Below are 16,074 nucleotides of genomic sequence, written 5' to 3' on the forward strand. Positions count from 1 at the left end.
ACATAATGGAAAGCAGAACTATACTCTACAATTCAGTAAACCAATTTTACCGGATAAAAAATGGCTATAGTGGTTTGAGTTGTACAAGATATAGCGCTAAAGTAAAAAAGATACTCCTGCTTTTATTTTTTCTTAATATCCTGAGTGGTATTTCTGCGCTGCGGGCGCAGCGTCTTTCTCGCGATTTGGACGTTGTTTTGTTAACTAACCAGGTAGGTTACCTTCCTGAGGCTACTAAAACGGTGTTAACTAAAGGTACCGAAAAAAGAAATTTTGAGGTGGTAGAAGTTACTACTGGCCAAGTTGCCTACCAGGGTACGCTTGTTCCGCAGCCCGGCGATTTTGGTAATTACCTTACCGCCGATTTTAGCAAGTTAATAAAAGAGGGCCGCTATTACTTGCGGGCCGATACATTGCGGTCTTTTCCTTTTAGTATTTCCCGCGAGGTTTATCAAACACCGATTAATATGGTAATTGGCTATTTCTCTTTGCAACGATGCGGCGCCAGTTCCACCGGTTATTTAACGCCCTGCCACGTAGATGATGGAATTCGTTTTGATAATGGCAAGCACCAGGATGTTTCGGGTGGGTGGCACGATGCGAGTGATTTGCGAAAATGGGTGTCGGCTACCATTTACGGAGTAATGGGTTTGGCCAGAACGTATGAGTTACAAGAACCTGCTTACCAAAAAGCTATCTTAGAGGAATTGCGCTGGGGAAATCAGTATTTTTTAAAAATGCAGGAGCCATTAGGTTACGTAATGGATTTTATTGGTGGCGATTTAAAAAAGCATTCCGATAATAACCGTTGGACGGATAATAAAATAGCTAGCGGAGGCACTCCTATTAACCTGGTAACACCCAACGCCGGTACCTCCAAACAACTCATGCTGGTTGCCGCCAACCACGACGACCGTATTATTCAAACGCAGCCCGTAGATATGATGGCGCAATATAATTTTATAACTTCCGAAGCTCTAATGGCACGTATCACCGAAAAAATTGATCCGACTTATGCTAAAAAATGCCTGGAGGCTGCCAAAAAATGTTACGATTGGAGTTTAAAATCAGGACGTGACTCTTCTGTTGCCAATGCAGGAGCGGCGTTGCAAGCCACCATTGAAATGTACAAAACCACTAAACAAGCTACCTATCAGAAAAGAGCAGTAGAGCTCGCCCGGCAATTAAGCAAAATGCAAGCAAAAAGTTCGGCAAAAGAGGTTTCGGGCTTTTTTTATACGGCACTCGCCAGCCAGGAGCCTTACAAAAATATCTGGAATGGCCCGCAGGCTTTTATTGGTTTAAGTGATTTGGTGCAACTATTTCCGAAAGATAAAGATGTTGCTTTATGGAAAGGTATGATAAAGAATTATGCTGAAAATTATTTATTGTTACTCGCCGGTAAAAACAGTTTCAACATTGTGCCCTGGGGTTTGTATGATAAAAAAGATCCCGGCGGAGACCGTAAAGCCGGAAAATACTGGTACCGCTATTTTATGGAACCGGAACAGGAATGGTGGGTTGGTATTAATTCTAATCTGGCTTCGGCGGGGGTTGGTCTAGTAAAAGCAGCTGTTGTTTTAAAAGACGATCGGATGAAAGCAATTGCCCAAAAACAACTGGACTGGATTCTCGGTTCTAACCCGTTCAGCAGCTCCACTATGGCAGGAGTTGGTTACAACCATCCGCCGCATTTTGGCGGCTCGTCTTTTCTGCCCAATACGCCCGTATTACCCGGCGCCGTGCTAAACGGTTTAGGCGGCGACCATTCTGATATGCCCGTAACAGGAAAAGGAGATTGGCAGATTTCTGAGTATTGGACCCCTATGGTAGCTTATACTTTATGGTTAATGGCAGAATTATCGGCGGGTAATTAAGTTTTTATTTAATTGCTTAAGTAACTGCACAAAATTAATTTATTATTCTAAATGTAGAGATTGTTGTATTATAATGCTAGCATTCAGTTACTTGTGTTTTGCTAAGGTTTAACGTCTAATATCTTTATACTTGTGTCTCTTTACTTAATTTAATTATCCTACCCACCATCCGTTAGAAAACAGACAAACACTTAGAGCCAAAAAAATACTATTGAACCCGATATAACAGTAATACAAGGCCGGTATGTTAAACTTGCTCCAAAAAAGTAAATCGGAAAAATAATTAAGGTGAACCTCGACAAACTATAAAGCAGTTGATTGGGCATGGCCGATGAAAAAAGTGGTAGGAGCAACCATAACCAACCTATAAGAAGATAAGATTTTGGTAAATTTACTTTCGGCAACAGGCTTACTAAAAGCATAATGATAAGTCCTGAAAATATTCTCATATTGAAAAGCTAATGCTAATTAATCGTTCTCCGTTGCAAAATGAAAATAGCTACCTATAATGTTAACGGTATAAATGCCCGGCTTCCGGTATTACTTCGTTGGCTCGAAACTACTGCGCCGGATGTAGTGTGTTTGCAGGAACTAAAGGCACCGACAGAAAAAATTCCCGAACAGGCAATTGCCGATATAGGTTACCAAGGTATTTGGCAAGGGCAAAAAAGTTGGAATGGCGTAGCTATTTTAACGCGCAACTTAGAAATACAGGAAGTTAGCCGAACGCTGCCAGGCGACGAAGAAGATACCCAGAGCCGTTATTTAGAAGCGGTAGTAAACAACATTCACATTGGCTGCCTTTACTTACCCAACGGCAATCCTGCTCCCGGGCCAAAGTTCGATTATAAACTTCGCTGGTTCGAACGCTTTAATACGCATGCGGCCGCGCTCTTGGCCTTGAACAAGCCTGTAGTATTAACCGGAGACTTTAATGTAATTCCAACGGAACAGGATGTGTATAGGCCGGAGCGCTGGCTGGAGGACGCTCTTTTCCGGCCCGAAAGCCGATCGGCATTTAAAATCCTCGTCGACCAGGGATGGACGGATGCCCTCCGAAAATTATATCCGAACGAGCCGATTTATACTTTTTGGGATTATTTCCGGAATGCGTACGAGCGCAATGCGGGCCTTCGGATTGACCATTTCCTGCTCAGCCCCCATTTAGATAGCAGTCTTCTGGCAGCGGGAGTAGATAGTGACGTGCGGGGTTGGGAAAAAACCAGTGACCATGCACCCGTTTGGATTGAACTGGCGGATTAATGATAGAAAAGTTATTCTTAAAGAAAGCAAAACTTTGGTCCGTCGAATTTTTACTTGAATTACGATATAATTGTAGGAGGATAGGTACTTGGATAAATAACCGGACGAGTTAATTATACCCAATAATAAGCAGTAGTTGCTATAGCGGACTTTGATGTAGTTCTTTGGAGACTTTTCAAGCCTCCAGGCGGCGGGCCTCGTTTGGCTCTTCCGCACTCGCTAGCCTTCCTTTCCTCGACTTCGTCTGCGGAATGCCTGCGGCACCGGAACCCTAGCAGGTGCTCCACAGCCAAACTGGTATTGTTGCGAGTAGCTACTGTATTTACTTTTTTAAATAGTATTAAATTGTATGAAGCCGAATTTATTAGAATCTGTGGAGAGGGGAAGCAGAACCAGGAAGTTTAATTCTGTTAATTCTTGTCATTAGTAGCCGCCCATTAAAATCATTTTCCTTTTCCTGAATTGTACAAGAGGTGAAGAAAAGCAGTAGCTAAAAACAAAGACACCAGTTTGGCTGTGGAGGGCCTTGTAGCGTTCCGGTGCCGACGTAGGAGGCATGGCGCAACGCAGTGAGCCAAGGTTCGCTAAACCGCCCGAAAGAGCTAAACGAGGCCTGCCGGCCACGAGGCAAACTCAGCCGTATCTAATAAGATGGAACTTGAACATGGAGCCGGTTCCCGTCTCCAAAGGAAACGCTAACTGTCAAGTAAAATCTAGGATAGTTTTTTGATATGATTTTGTATTACTATACTTGCTATTGAAATTTTAATAAAAAGCATTAGCCTCCCATTACTTATACACAAAAGTCTACTATCTACTATCTTGAAACTGGTGTTTTTTTATTTAAATTACTAATCTAAAAAAATGAATAAGCTAAAAGGTGTTTTCTTGTTAATGTTAATAGCATTAACTATTGCGGCTTGTAACAGCAAAAATACTTCTAACCAAAGCTCCACCGAATCGGACGAAGATGTAACTAAGAACTGAAAATTTGGAGTTGCCCTATGGACTTTTCATACTTTTGATTTTCCGAATGCCTTAGCTAAAGTAGACAGTGCCGGTTTAACCTATATAGAACCCAACACCTTTCATCAGGCAGGTCCGGATTTGAAAGATTCCATGATTCTGCAGCTTTCGCCGGCGGGCATTAAAAAGCTCAGAACACTTATAGATCAGAAAGACCTAAAGGCAGAATCGGTGTATATTGTAGGCGATTCAACCATTCAATCCTGGAAAAAACAATTTGAAATAGCGAAACAATTGGGCGCAAAATTTGTAACCGCAGAGCCACCGGTAAACATGTGGGACAGCATTGATAGTTTAGCGAGAACTTACGGAATGAAAGTAGCTATTCATGAACATTGGAAAGGCACGAGCCGGTATTGGCATCCGAATTCCGTTTTAGCAGCTTTAAAGAATCATCCTAATTTTGGTGCCTGTGCAGATTTGGGTCATTGGCCTAAGAGCGGGATTAATCCAATAGATGCGGTAAAAAAGCTAAAAGGCCATATAATTGGGGTGCACTTAAAAGATATTGCAGCTTACAATAACCCTAAACTGAAAGATGTACCGGTAGGAACCGGCATTATTGATTTTCCCGCCATTTTTGAAGAGTTGAAAAAACAACAATTCCAAGGGCATATTTACATTGAACGCGATGCCGAAGATTTGCCAAGTAACTTGCCATCTGTACTTAAAACGGTACAGTACTACAATAACCAAGTAGGCCAGTCAGGCGCGCAATAGGGTAATAGTAAATTATAGCAATAAGGCTTATTCTGAAATTTAAGATCTATTTTAATTTCGAGCCGTTTATTGAGTTCCTGTTATATAGGTTAAAGAATTAGCCTTTAAATACTAATCCGTTAAATAAAAAAGCCAACTTTAATAAGTTGGCTTTAACAGCTTTATCTCTTCTTTTACTCGTTACTATTAGTAATTAAAGGATTAATAAAATCATCTTCCTGGTTATTTAAGGGCGTTGGGGCGGTTAGTTGCTCCCGTAGTTCATTTAACTCCAATTGCTCCTCATCCGTTAAATTACGTTGGGTAGAAAGTTCTACTACTCGCTGGGAGGCGGTTATTTTATCTGCTTCATTCATAGTTTCTTTATTCTTAATTAAAAGTAGACTAACAAAACAGGTTATACAATGTTTAGGGGCCAAAGTTGTGATATTACGAAATAATAAAATCCAACCGAATGAATAGTTATAAATAAATAAGTAGCATTTAGAAAAACGCATTCTATTAAAAGCAGGCAACTAGCAAGAAATACTTAAAAATGGCTTTCCCCAGAAGTTAGGTTTTACAGTATACTTGCTTGTTACTTGTTGGTTTAAGCAATTTAATATAATTATTGCCACAAGCCGTTAAGTGAATAAGCCATATCCTTAGTGGCTCAAATAAATAGTACCAATTATCTGCCTCAATTTAATAGATATAGCCGCTTAAAAGCAGTTTACAAGTAAAAGCTCCCTTTATAGATTAACAACAGTTTAAAGTACATTTATGCACGTGCATGAGATGGTTAATTTGCATCTAAGAGCCAAGCATAGGCAGAATCCAAATCTAAAAAGAAATCAAAATGAAGAGAATGGTTGGTTTTCGTGTTCTTATCCAATTGATCTAAGTAAGGATACTTGTCGGTCATCATGAGAGATTCTGGCTGTAAAACGAGCGCCATCTTCTTTATTTTACCGCCTTTTAACAAAGGGCGCATTTTAGAATACATCCATCGCTGATCGGCCATAATCAGATAAGGTACTTTCCGGGAATCCGTTAACCAAAACTGAACTTTATAAGCTAAAGCGGCTTGAATAGCATGCCGGTAACCCGCACGATAGAGCGTACTATCCGGATGCTGCTTCCAGGTCAAGCACAGTAAAGAATGCTCTTTCTCAATCTGGATTATGTGGGTTTCATCTTCAAAGACCGGGTAATTGGAAATAGCAGTATTCATCGGGGTAACAATTAAAGAATGAATTTACTTTTTAATAAATTATTCCAGCCTGAATTAGAAAAGCAATAGGAGTGATGGTGACAGTATACGAGAAGAATTGTGTAAGGTGCAGGTAATTAAGTAAATAAGTTAAGGAAATTCAACCTTCTTTTTCAAGCCTTGACTACAGAATTCAATACCACGCCTTTGGGTAAATGAAAGGGGAAAAGACCTTAAAGTAATACAGAAAACTTTTGAGAATTTTATCTTTTCTTAAGGCTCTAAATTTGAAGTTTATGAATGTAATGTTTATTCTACCTTAGTAGATGTATTTTTAACGCCAACATTTTTAATTATACCAGCAACCGTAATAACTGAAGAAGACTTGGATCACATTATTGAACGCATAGAAGCTTTATAGGAACATTAATGGATATCAGGGTATAGAATTAAAACTTTCCCAATATGAAGCTGCAAACAAGCTGATTGCTTTAGAACTGTTTAAAGGCACCTTAAAGAAAATGGGTAAGTTAAAGAAGTATAAAGACTGAATACTGTATAAATAGTTTAACTGCCTATAATACGAACACTGAAAAAGAGTGTAGATAAGGTATAAAAAATAATATAAGGCTAAATGTATGTACATAAAAAAAGCACTTACATCTTTTTATCGATATAAGTGCTTTTTTATCAATGTGGGGCGTACTGGATTCGAACCAGTGACCCCCTGCTTGTAAGGCAGGTGCTCTGAACCAGCTGAGCTAACACCCCATTTTAATCTGACAACCTGCCGTTGTCGTTTATTGTGGTGCAAATATGGTAGGTTTTTTTATCACTGCAAATTTTTTGTTCAAAAAAAACAGAAAATTTTTATCCGCAGTGAAAGTTGCCCCGAAGAAATTTCCCGAGTATTTTTAATGCTTTATTCCGGATTATTATAAATTGTTGATATTGAAGAAGAAAGCCATTGGCAAGGTTATACAGTATAGTTTAGGTGGATTTTTACTTTTGCTACTGCTCACGACGGGATTGCTTTATAGTTTTAAAGATAAGATTATTCAGCTTTTTGTAGCCGAAGCAAATCGCCACTTAAAAACTAAAGTTCAGGTAGAGGAAATCTCGCTTTCGTTGTTTCGTCAGTTTCCTAACGTAGCTATTACTTTAGATAAAGTAACGATAACAGAAAATTTGCCCGGCAGTACGGCTCCCTTAGCCAAAGCCAAACACTTGTATTTTACTTTAAACGTGCCCGATTTACTGGCCGGTAGATACCGGGTGCGCGAAGTTTTTTTAGAAGAAGGGCAGGTATTCATAAAGTTTTTACCAGATGGTTTGGGTAATTATTGGGTATTTGCCGCAGAGGAAAGCCAGCCTAAAAATAAAAAGTTTGCTTTTCAACTGGAAAAAATAACTTTTAAAAATGTGGCTATAAACTACACTGATCAACGCCGGAATCAGTTTTACCAGGTGCAGGCTCGCCAAATGGTAGCTGCCTTACAGGTTACCGACCAAAAAGTAGGAGTTACTGCCAACGGGAAATTTTATATTCAAACCATTCAGGTAGAAAAAGACGATTACTTCCAGAACAAAGAAGTTAACCTGCAAACCAATTTGCTGGTAGACCGGGTAGCCAGTCAGGTAAATATTTCCCCGTCGGAGGTGAGGGTAGGGCCAGCAAGTTATCAGGTGGCAGGTTTAGTAAATTATGCCGGACCAACAGCTTTAGATTTACGTTTTACGGGCAAAAACGCCAATATTCAGGCACTGTTGGCTTTGTTGCCTTCTAAATTCAATCAGGCTTTTGGCGAGTACCAGAGCCAAGGCAACGTGTATTTTAACGGTACTGTAAAAGGCATTACTTCGGGCAAAGCCAATCCGCAGGTCTTATTTCAGTTTGGCTGCCGCAATGCCACGTTTTATCATTCTGCTTCTAAACAAAAATTGGAAGACTTAAACTTTCAGGGACTATTCTCAAACGGCAGCCAGCAAAATAATCTTACTTCCGTAATAGAATTAAAAAATATACGCGGGATGCTTAAGAACCGGCCATTTACCGGCTCTATGGTGTACCGGAATTTGCAGGACCCCTATTTACAAGTAAAATTAAATGGGAACCTGGATGTAAGGCACGCGCTGGAAGTTTTTCCGAATACTAATCTTAAACGTGGCAGCGGAGAAGTAGCTGTCAACATTGCTTTTGCTGGAAAACTGCGTTCCTTTCAATCGCGCACCGGTTACGGACAAGTAAATAGCTCCGGCGAAATTTCGCTCCGAAATGTAGCATTAGAGGTTAAAAATTATAAACCCGTTTTCCGGCAACTAAACGGTAATTTTCTGTTTCGGAAGAGTGATTTGGCCGTAACAGATTTTAAAGGAAAATTAGGAAGTTCAGATTTTCTAATCAATGGCTATTTCAAAAATGTGCTGGGTTGGCTGTTTTTATCTAATCAACGGCTGCACATGGAAGCAGACCTAGAATCTGGTTTTCTTAATTTTGATGAGTTACTTAGCGAAGAGAAAGAAAATACGGGCATTATTCGTCAGGTAAATACCCGACGTCAGAAAGCCGCCCCCGTTTATAAGTTAACGGTTTCGCCTTATTTTGATTTCGACGTAAATACTTCTGTACAAAATTTGCAGTTCCGACGGTTTCGGGGGAAGAAAGTACAGGGTAAATTGCGCTTGAAAAATCAGGTAATCTCGTCGCCGGAATTAGCCTTACAGATAATTGGCGGCCGGTTTGCCATTCAGGGTGTGCTCGACGCCCGGCGATCGAACAACATTCAGGTAACTACACTTACTACCGTTAACAGTATCCGGCTCGATAGTTTGTTTTACGTTTTCGAGAATTTTGGGCAGCAATTTTTGGTTCAGCGCCATTTGTGGGGTGAGCTTACGGCTACTATTCATTCTGATTTATATTTTAATAATCATTTAAAGCCTTTAACGGATCGAATGGAAGCCGAAGTAAATGCCCGTATCCGCAATGGAGAACTGCTTAATTTTGAGCCTATGCAAAAGCTATCGCCGTTTCTTCCGAAGCGGGAACTGGCTCATCTGCAATTTTCGGATCTGAGCAATACCTTCTGGATTCAGAACCGCACGGTTTACATTCCGGAGATGGAAGTACGTTCAAATGTGTCCCGGGCTTCGGTGATTGGTATTCAAGGCATGCATACCTTCGATCAGCAGTTAGATTATAAATTCAGGATTCCTTTGCGGAACAAAATGCGTCGTGGAGATGCGGAGGTAATAGGCTTAACCGAGAACAACGGACCTAACTTATTTTTAACCTTAAAAGGCAACGAAAACAACTACAAAGTAGCTTACGATAAACAACGGGTTAAGACCAAAATTGCCCAAGACCTGCGCCGCGAAAAACAAGAGTTTAAAGAAGTTATAAAAATTAAACCCCAGGTTTTGCCCAAAAAGCCAACTGCCCCGCAGCCTAATACAGACGAATACTTTGACTTTTAGAGTTGCCGGTTTTAGATTGCAGGTTGCAAGTTAAAAAGTTAAATAATTGGAGTCTTGGTATATCCTCGGTTATTTATTCAAAGCAAAAAGTAATTTAAATTTCAGCTCTTATTCCTTTCTCTTCGCGCTGTAACCAATACAAAAAGTCATTAAACCTAAAGTTTGCAAAAAGAAAAAGGCAGATACTTCCAATAAGAAGAAGTATCTGCCTTTTCTAAATTTAAAGAATAAAAAAAGTATTTAATCTAATTTCGGCAGAATTGCTTCGATTTCATCCCGGCGAGGTTCGTATTGCGGTGGGAGCAGTAAACCAGAACCTAACTGATCCCAGGGCTCATCAATGCCAAAACCTGGGTTATCGGTGGCAATTTCGAATAGTACGCCGCCTGGCTCCCGGAAGTATAAGGAATAAAAATAATTACGGTCTATTTTATGGGTAATATTTAATCCCCGGCTAGCAATTTTGTCGCGGAAATGCGTTAATACTTCTTCGTTCTTTACCCGGAAGGCAATGTGATGATTAGTACCGGCCCCACCCATACCCCGGATTTGATTTGGAGCGTCTACTAAATCAATAATGCCAGCTTGCTCCACTGCATCCGTAGCGAACCGTTGGCGGTTGCCTTCCTGCGCTTGTAGCTTGTAATCGAAAATTTCTGTTAAAATAGCGGCTGTCGCCTGACTATCCCGTAAAGTTAAAGTAGCATTGTGAAAGCCTTTAGTAGCAACATCGGCCTTTACTTCCGGAGTTTCCCAAGGTACGCGCGCATCCGGCGTGTTGGAAGCAATTAAGGCAAACTGCAACCCATCCGGGTCTTGGAAAGCAATGTATTTCTCCCCGAATCTTTCTGCTGGTTGTTGGTACGGTACACCGTTCTCAGCAAAGCGGTTTAACCAGAAAGCAAAGCTGCCGGCCGGCACAGAATAGCCAATTTCGGTAATCATACCGGTTCCGGTAAGTCCTCGACGGGCTCCTTCGTAAGGAAAAAAAGTTAAAATAGTACCTGCACTGCCTTTTTCATCGCCGTAATACAAGTGGTAAGTACCCGGGTCGTCGAAATTTACAGTTTTTTTAAGCAGGCGTAATCCCAGCACCTTGGTGTAAAAGTCTAAATTACGTTTGGCCTTGTCGGCAATAGCCGTAATGTGGTGCAGGCCTAAAATTTTATTTTCCATAGAATTAATAATCGTTAATGTGACGAAGCCCGGACTTCAAAGGTGAAAGGTTACCCTGCCAATGGGCAGGGCTTCAATCAACTTTGTTTTACCAATTGAATCTCGGCTTGCAATTTAATTTCGTCGCTTACTACAACGCTACCCGCTTCGGTTACAGCGTTCCAGGTTAAGCCAAATTCTTTCCGGCTAATTTTTCCAGCTACTGTAAAGCCAGCTTTGGTTTGTCCGTAAGGGTCTACTACAATACCACCAAATTCAACGTTTACTGTAATAGGTTTAGAAATACCCCGAATGGTTAAAGTGCCATGTAATTTATAATCGTCGCCGCCTACATTCTCGTATTTATCAGCTACAAACCGGATTTCGCTGTGGTTTTCGGCATCAAAAAAATCGGCAGATTTTAAGTGAGTATCGCGTTGTTCGTTATTGGTGCTGATAGAATCAACATCAGCGGTAAATACTACGCTTTTCGCGCTGGTAAACTGATCGTCTTCGGTTTCCGCTTCCACGTTAAACTTTTGGAAATAACCCGTTACCGTAGTAATCATGAGGTGTTTTACTTTAAACTGAACTTCGCTGTGTGTTGGGTCTACTGCCCATTTTGTAGTTGCCATAGTCTTAATATTTAGTTTTTATTAGTTTATGTTTTTATTTGATAGAACAAATGTACATACATTTAATGTATATACATATAATATTCAGAAAAAATTCAAAAAAATTTTAACAAGGATAAAAGTCAGGCGAATTATTCATTCTCAAGTATTATTTAATAGCATGATTAACACGCCCTATTAAGTATTAAAACCTGAATGATTAAATTTTAAGTTGGGCTAAACTCTCTTCTACTGCGTATACCAAAATAGAACAAGATTTTACAGATTAATACGAACGTAGTTTAATAGTGGTCTATTAAATAGTAATAGTTGAGTTTTAATGTAGCTTTAGTAAATAAATTTTATTTTAAATAGAATTGGTACTATGAAATCTAACTGGCCCGAACTTTCCTATATTCATGCTAAAGAGACCTACAAAACTTTATTGCTGTTTACCCAAATAATAGGTAAAATAAAACTTACTCAACTTCCTTGGGTTAATCATGCCTGGCATGTTACTTTATCTGTTACGCCTCCCGGGCTAACTACAGGGCTTATTCCCAGTGAAAAACAATACTTTCAGATAGATTTTGATCTTCAGAACCATTATTTAATAATTATAACGCAGTCCGGCGAAAGACGACAGTTTAGTTTAAAGAATCTTTCGGTAGCCGACTTTTACCAGAAGGCCTTTTCCAATCTGACTGAATTAAATATAAATGTCAGGATTTATCCGGTTCCAAATGAATTAGAAGAAGTTATTCCTTTTCATCAGGATACAATTCACGCTACTTATCAGCCCGAACAAGTAGAACATTTACACCAGGTTTTACTGCATGCTCATCGCATTTTAACTTATTTCCGGGCTGAATTTAAGGGCAAATGCAGTCCGGTACATTTTTTCTGGGGTGGTTTTGACTTAGCTGTTTCTCGTTTTTCAGGGCGTCCCGCTCCAGAACACCCGGGCGGGGTACCACATTTGCCCGATTGGGTAGCACAGGAAGCGTACTCCCATGAAGTGAGCAGTTGTGGCTTTTGGCCCGGCAACGACAGCTTTCCTGAAGCGGCTTTTTACGCTTATATTTACCCGGAGCCAGCGGGTTATGATCAAGCAGTTGTTTCGCCTTCGGCTGCTTATTACCACCAAACTCTTCGAGAATTTATTTTACCTTACAACGCCGTGCAGCAAGTAGAAGAACCGGAACAAGCCGTATTGAGCTTTTTGCGGAGTACATATTCGTCTGCTGCCGATCTCGCCGGCTGGGACCGCGCCGCCTTAGAAGTAAGTAGTACCTCTTAATTAAAGAACTGTATTTTTCGAGTTTGCAAAATAGCTGTTACGCTAAACAGAAGATACTGAGTAGATTAATGTAATTGGTTATAGCCAGTATACTCACAACTTAACTGGCTCCTTTTGCTTTTCGGATAAAGTAAAAAACGGCTACTTAGGAAAGAACCAGGAAGGGCACAACTTGTTCGGGTTAAATGAGTATATTACTGTTCTAAAAACCTTTGCTTCCTATAATTTACATGATGAAAAGCCTTTTATCCGAAGATAGAATTTTATCTGTTGATATTGGTGGCTCTAATATTAAAGCCACTATTTTAGATTCGCAGGGAACACTGCTGAATGAGTACAAGAAACTGCCTACTCCTTTGCCGGCGGCTCCCGAAAGAGTAATTGCTACTATTCAGGAGTTAGTAAAAGATTTTTCAGATTATAATAAAGTGTCGGTCGGTTTTCCGGGTTATATCCGGAATGGGAGGGTATTTACGGCTCCCAACCTGGATACTTCGCTATGGCGAAATGTTTGCCTGCAGGAGGAATTAAAAGAGGCATTAAACAAACCCGTGCGACTGGTAAACGATGCCGATTTACAAGGTTTAGGTGTAGTGAGTGGTCAGGGTTTAGAAATGGTGATTACTTTAGGTACCGGCTTTGGTACCGCTTTATTGTTAGATGGCAATTTGTTACCCCACTTAGAACTGGCGCACCACCCCGTAATTGGCCGTAAAACCTACGACCAGTATGTGGGCGAAAAAGCTTTTAGAAAGCACGGAGAAGAAAAATGGAACCAGCGCATGGAACGGGTATTAAGCATTTTAAAAGCAGTTTTCAATTACGATCATTTATATATCAGCGGTGGAAATGCCAATAAAATCCGGTTTAAGCTGGACGATAATATAACTATTGTTTCTAACCGGGACGGAATAAAAGGCGGTACGCGCTTATGGTTGCAGGAAGAACATCACTTTTCTGATGCTTGTAAATCAGTCTTCTAGAGTTTTTATGAGCCATTGAGCTTATTGCCTGGCGAAGTCAGCTGCTCAAACGGGAATGTTTTAGTAAATAATTTTTTTGAGCGAGTAGTAGAGTTAAAAATAGATTAATAAAAAAGCAAACCCTGGTAGTTGAGTTTGCTTTTTTATTATAAACTAAATTTTACCTTTTTACTGATTTATAGCTTGCTGGGAGTAAGTTTTACGAGCAAACCCGGTCCTTCGGTAATGGCGTAAATGTAGCCATCTGGTCCTTCGGCAACGCTTCGTACGCGACCAATATCTTGTACTAATTTTTGCTCTTTCACGTATTTGGCACCATCTAACTGCACCCGGGCAATGTGCCGGAAAGCTAAGGCACCCACTAATAAATTCCCTTTCCAATCGGGGTACCGGTTACTGGTTACAATAGCCATACCGCACGGGCCAATAGAAGGAACCCAGTAACGAACCGGATTTTCTACGCCTGCCATTTCTTTAAACTCCGTTAAAATAGTACCGTCGTAGTTAATGCCGTAAGACGTTTTCGGCCAGCCATAGTTTTTACCTTTCTGAATCAGGTTTAATTCATCGCCTCCTTTAGGTCCGTGTTCTACGGCCCAAATACGGTTATTGGCCGCATCGTATACCATACCCTGCGGATTACGGTGACCATAAGTCCAGATGGATGGGTGAGCACCTGCCTGTTTTACAAAAGGGTTGTCTTGCGGAATACGGCCATCGTCGTAAATGCGGTGGATTTTGCCGTGGTCGTTATCTAACTCCTGTACTTTAGGCTGGGTACCTCTTTCGCCGGAGCTGAAATATAAATATTTATCTTTATCAAAAATTATCCGGCTGCCAAAATGGAAGTCAGCTTTTAAGTAAGGTTTGGCTAAGAAAATATCCTTTTTTTCTACTAACTGGTTGCCTTGCAGTTTAAAGCGCATAATAGCGGTAGTAGCACCGCCTTCTACCGGCTTGGAGTAAGAGATATAGATCCACTTATTTTTCTGATAATCCGGGTGCAGTTTAATGTCCAGCAAGCCACCCTGTCCTTCGGCAAATACTTCCGGTACGCCGGTTAATTTCTCGCCGGTATATTTATTATTCTTAAAAACCAGAATCTGGCCGGCCCGTTCGGTAACGAGTAATCTGCCGTCTGGTAGCCAAGCCATACCCCACGGGTTGTTAAAGCCTTCGTATAATTTATCAACGGTAAACGAGGTAGAATCGGCAATTACCTCCGACTTATGCTGGTTGGAGTGGGGCCGGGGAGAAGTTGCGGCTAGCGTAGCAAAAGCTGCTAGTAAAATAACTAAATAAAAAAAGGGTTTATTCATCGGGTATAATTACATAAAACGTGGTAAAACATTGCTTTTGAGAGTTCAAATTTGGTTAAGGAAATTATAAGATCAAATTATTTCCTTAACAATAAACAAGCAGTTCTTAGGAATGGTATACCTGCTTAAATATAGGTTTGCAAAGTATTTTCAAAATTAGTAATTTTTATAAATGCTTGATAGTTATTATATTAAATATTTTTGCCAAACCATTTAAGAGTAATGTAAGTTACCTTTATAGTTAGGATGAGGAACATTTAGCTTACTAAAAATTAAGTTTAAACATTTGTTTAAAATTTCTGTTTAAAACAATGGATTATGATAAAGTTTCCTGTTACCTTTGTACCGTTCATTTTTAAGTAGTATGACAAATTGTTTTTTAGTACCCGAAGAAAAATTAAAGGAGGCGGCTAAAAAAGTATTTCTGGAGAAAGGATTCGATGGTACTACTACCCGCGATATTGCTCAGGAAGCCGGAATGAATGTGGCCTTACTAAATTATTATTTCCGGAGTAAAGAAAAGTTATTTTCGTTGGTATTTAATGAATTGTTGGAGCTTAACTTCCGGGGTATGCTCCATATCATGAACCAGCCAATACCGTTGAAAGATAAAATAACGGGTTTGATAGATCATGATTTTCATATTTTTAGATGCAACCCGGGCTTGGTTACCTTTTTGCAAAACGAACTGCACCGAAATCCGGATCGCTTCCTGGATGCTATATCTTTTGAAAAAGGCCGGCTTACCACTGTTTTCGGGCAGCAATTGCAGGAAGCCATTGATGCCGGAGAGGTTCGCCCCATTACTATTCCGCATGTGTTACAGCTAATAGCAGCAAATGTGCAGTATATTTTTCAAAGTAAAGTAATGGCTACGCGCTTGTGGCAAATGACCGAAGAAGAGTTTGACCAACATTTAACCGAACACCAAAAAATAGTAAAAGATATGATTTGCAATTACTTATTTATTGCAAAACCGGATTGATTTTTTTTGCTGTTGTTTTAATCAATTGTTTAAAACAATTTAACAACTGCCCGGTTTTAAGTACCAATTAATTAAGCTCTATCGAGTTATTGCACGAAGTAGTTTAATCTAAAACAGAACAATTTTACCGATGCTAATTTTTACTTCCCGAACGATTAGAAAT

At 40.1% G+C, this 16,074-nt stretch carries 13 protein-coding genes, 1 tRNA gene and 1 pseudogene; 8 read left to right on the plus strand and 7 right to left on the minus strand.

Features of this window, described 5'->3' with window-relative positions; all coding sequences use genetic code 11:
• Window positions 1-5: 5 nt before the first annotated feature.
• On the plus strand, window positions 6-1,877 hold the full coding sequence (locus HUW48_RS01885; RefSeq protein ID WP_182414062.1) for a glycoside hydrolase family 9 protein: 1,872 nt from the start codon (window positions 6-8) through the stop codon (window positions 1,875-1,877).
• 489 nt (window positions 1,878-2,366) lie between these two features.
• Entirely contained in the window at window positions 2,367-3,140 is a 774-nt protein-coding gene (gene xth, locus HUW48_RS01890; protein WP_182414063.1) for an exodeoxyribonuclease III, read from the plus strand.
• A 423-nt stretch (window positions 3,141-3,563) separates the two neighbouring features.
• On the opposite strand, the gene HUW48_RS01895 is transcribed toward xth, so the two are convergent.
• Window positions 3,564-3,764, minus strand: a complete 201-nt coding sequence (locus HUW48_RS01895; protein ID WP_182414064.1) for a hypothetical protein — start codon at window positions 3,762-3,764, stop codon at window positions 3,564-3,566.
• Window positions 3,765-4,004: 240 nt separating this feature from the next.
• Here HUW48_RS01895 and HUW48_RS27170 point away from each other — a divergent pair, with 240 nt between their 5' ends.
• Together HUW48_RS27170 and HUW48_RS01900 are read left to right on the plus strand one after the other, a co-directional pair.
• Window positions 4,005-4,127 carry a hypothetical protein gene (locus HUW48_RS27170; protein ID WP_262891485.1) on the plus strand — a complete coding sequence of 41 codons (123 nt, stop codon included), beginning with the start codon at window positions 4,005-4,007 and terminating at the stop codon, window positions 4,125-4,127.
• Between the two features lie 66 nt (window positions 4,128-4,193).
• Window positions 4,194-4,886: pseudogene (locus tag HUW48_RS01900) on the plus strand (sugar phosphate isomerase/epimerase family protein); the annotation flags it as partial.
• 173 nt (window positions 4,887-5,059) lie between these two features.
• Here HUW48_RS01900 and HUW48_RS01905 read toward each other — a convergent pair.
• The 3 genes from HUW48_RS01905 to HUW48_RS01915 form a co-directional block, all read right to left on the minus strand.
• The gene (locus HUW48_RS01905; protein ID WP_182414065.1) at window positions 5,060-5,242 is read right to left on the minus strand and encodes a hypothetical protein; all 183 of its coding nucleotides are present in this window, start codon (window positions 5,240-5,242) and stop codon (window positions 5,060-5,062) included.
• A 425-nt stretch (window positions 5,243-5,667) separates the two neighbouring features.
• A complete protein-coding gene (locus HUW48_RS01910; RefSeq protein WP_182414066.1) occupies window positions 5,668-6,099 on the minus strand; it encodes a hypothetical protein in 432 nt (143 codons plus the stop codon).
• 675 nt (window positions 6,100-6,774) lie between these two features.
• Window positions 6,775-6,849: transfer RNA gene (locus tag HUW48_RS01915), tRNA-Val, on the minus strand.
• Between the two features lie 180 nt (window positions 6,850-7,029).
• Here HUW48_RS01915 and HUW48_RS01920 point away from each other — a divergent pair.
• Window positions 7,030-9,555, plus strand: coding sequence for an AsmA-like C-terminal region-containing protein (locus HUW48_RS01920; protein ID WP_182414067.1), 2,526 nt, complete (start codon window positions 7,030-7,032; stop codon window positions 9,553-9,555).
• Between the two features lie 240 nt (window positions 9,556-9,795).
• Here the strand turns inward: HUW48_RS01920 and HUW48_RS01925 are convergent, their stop codons facing one another.
• Together HUW48_RS01925 and HUW48_RS01930 are read right to left on the minus strand one after the other, a co-directional pair.
• Window positions 9,796-10,731: a ring-cleaving dioxygenase gene (locus HUW48_RS01925; protein WP_182414068.1), complete on the minus strand. Its 936-nt coding sequence runs from the start codon at window positions 10,729-10,731 to the stop codon at window positions 9,796-9,798.
• A gap of 77 nt (window positions 10,732-10,808) precedes the next feature.
• A complete protein-coding gene (locus tag HUW48_RS01930; RefSeq protein WP_182414069.1) occupies window positions 10,809-11,345 on the minus strand; it encodes a YceI family protein in 537 nt (178 codons plus the stop codon).
• Window positions 11,346-11,709: 364 nt separating this feature from the next.
• Between HUW48_RS01930 and HUW48_RS01935 the strand changes: the two genes are divergently transcribed.
• On the plus strand, window positions 11,710-12,624 hold the full coding sequence (locus HUW48_RS01935; RefSeq protein WP_182414070.1) for a DUF5996 family protein: 915 nt from the start codon (window positions 11,710-11,712) through the stop codon (window positions 12,622-12,624).
• A gap of 230 nt (window positions 12,625-12,854) precedes the next feature.
• On the plus strand, window positions 12,855-13,607 hold the full coding sequence (locus HUW48_RS01940) for an ROK family protein (protein WP_220463983.1): 753 nt from the start codon (window positions 12,855-12,857) through the stop codon (window positions 13,605-13,607).
• Between the two features lie 176 nt (window positions 13,608-13,783).
• Here HUW48_RS01940 and HUW48_RS01945 read toward each other — a convergent pair whose 3' ends face one another.
• Complete coding sequence (locus HUW48_RS01945; RefSeq protein ID WP_182414071.1) at window positions 13,784-14,926, minus strand: PQQ-dependent sugar dehydrogenase; 1,143 nt, start codon at window positions 14,924-14,926, stop codon at window positions 13,784-13,786.
• 364 nt (window positions 14,927-15,290) lie between these two features.
• On the opposite strand from HUW48_RS01945, the gene HUW48_RS01950 reads away from it, so the two are divergent.
• Window positions 15,291-15,911 carry a TetR/AcrR family transcriptional regulator gene (locus HUW48_RS01950; RefSeq protein WP_182414072.1) on the plus strand — a complete coding sequence of 207 codons (621 nt, stop codon included), beginning with the start codon at window positions 15,291-15,293 and terminating at the stop codon, window positions 15,909-15,911.
• Window positions 15,912-16,074 lie beyond the last annotated feature (163 nt).

This window comes from Adhaeribacter radiodurans (assembly GCF_014075995.1).
Classification (GTDB): Bacteria; Bacteroidota; Bacteroidia; order Cytophagales; family Hymenobacteraceae; genus Adhaeribacter; species Adhaeribacter radiodurans.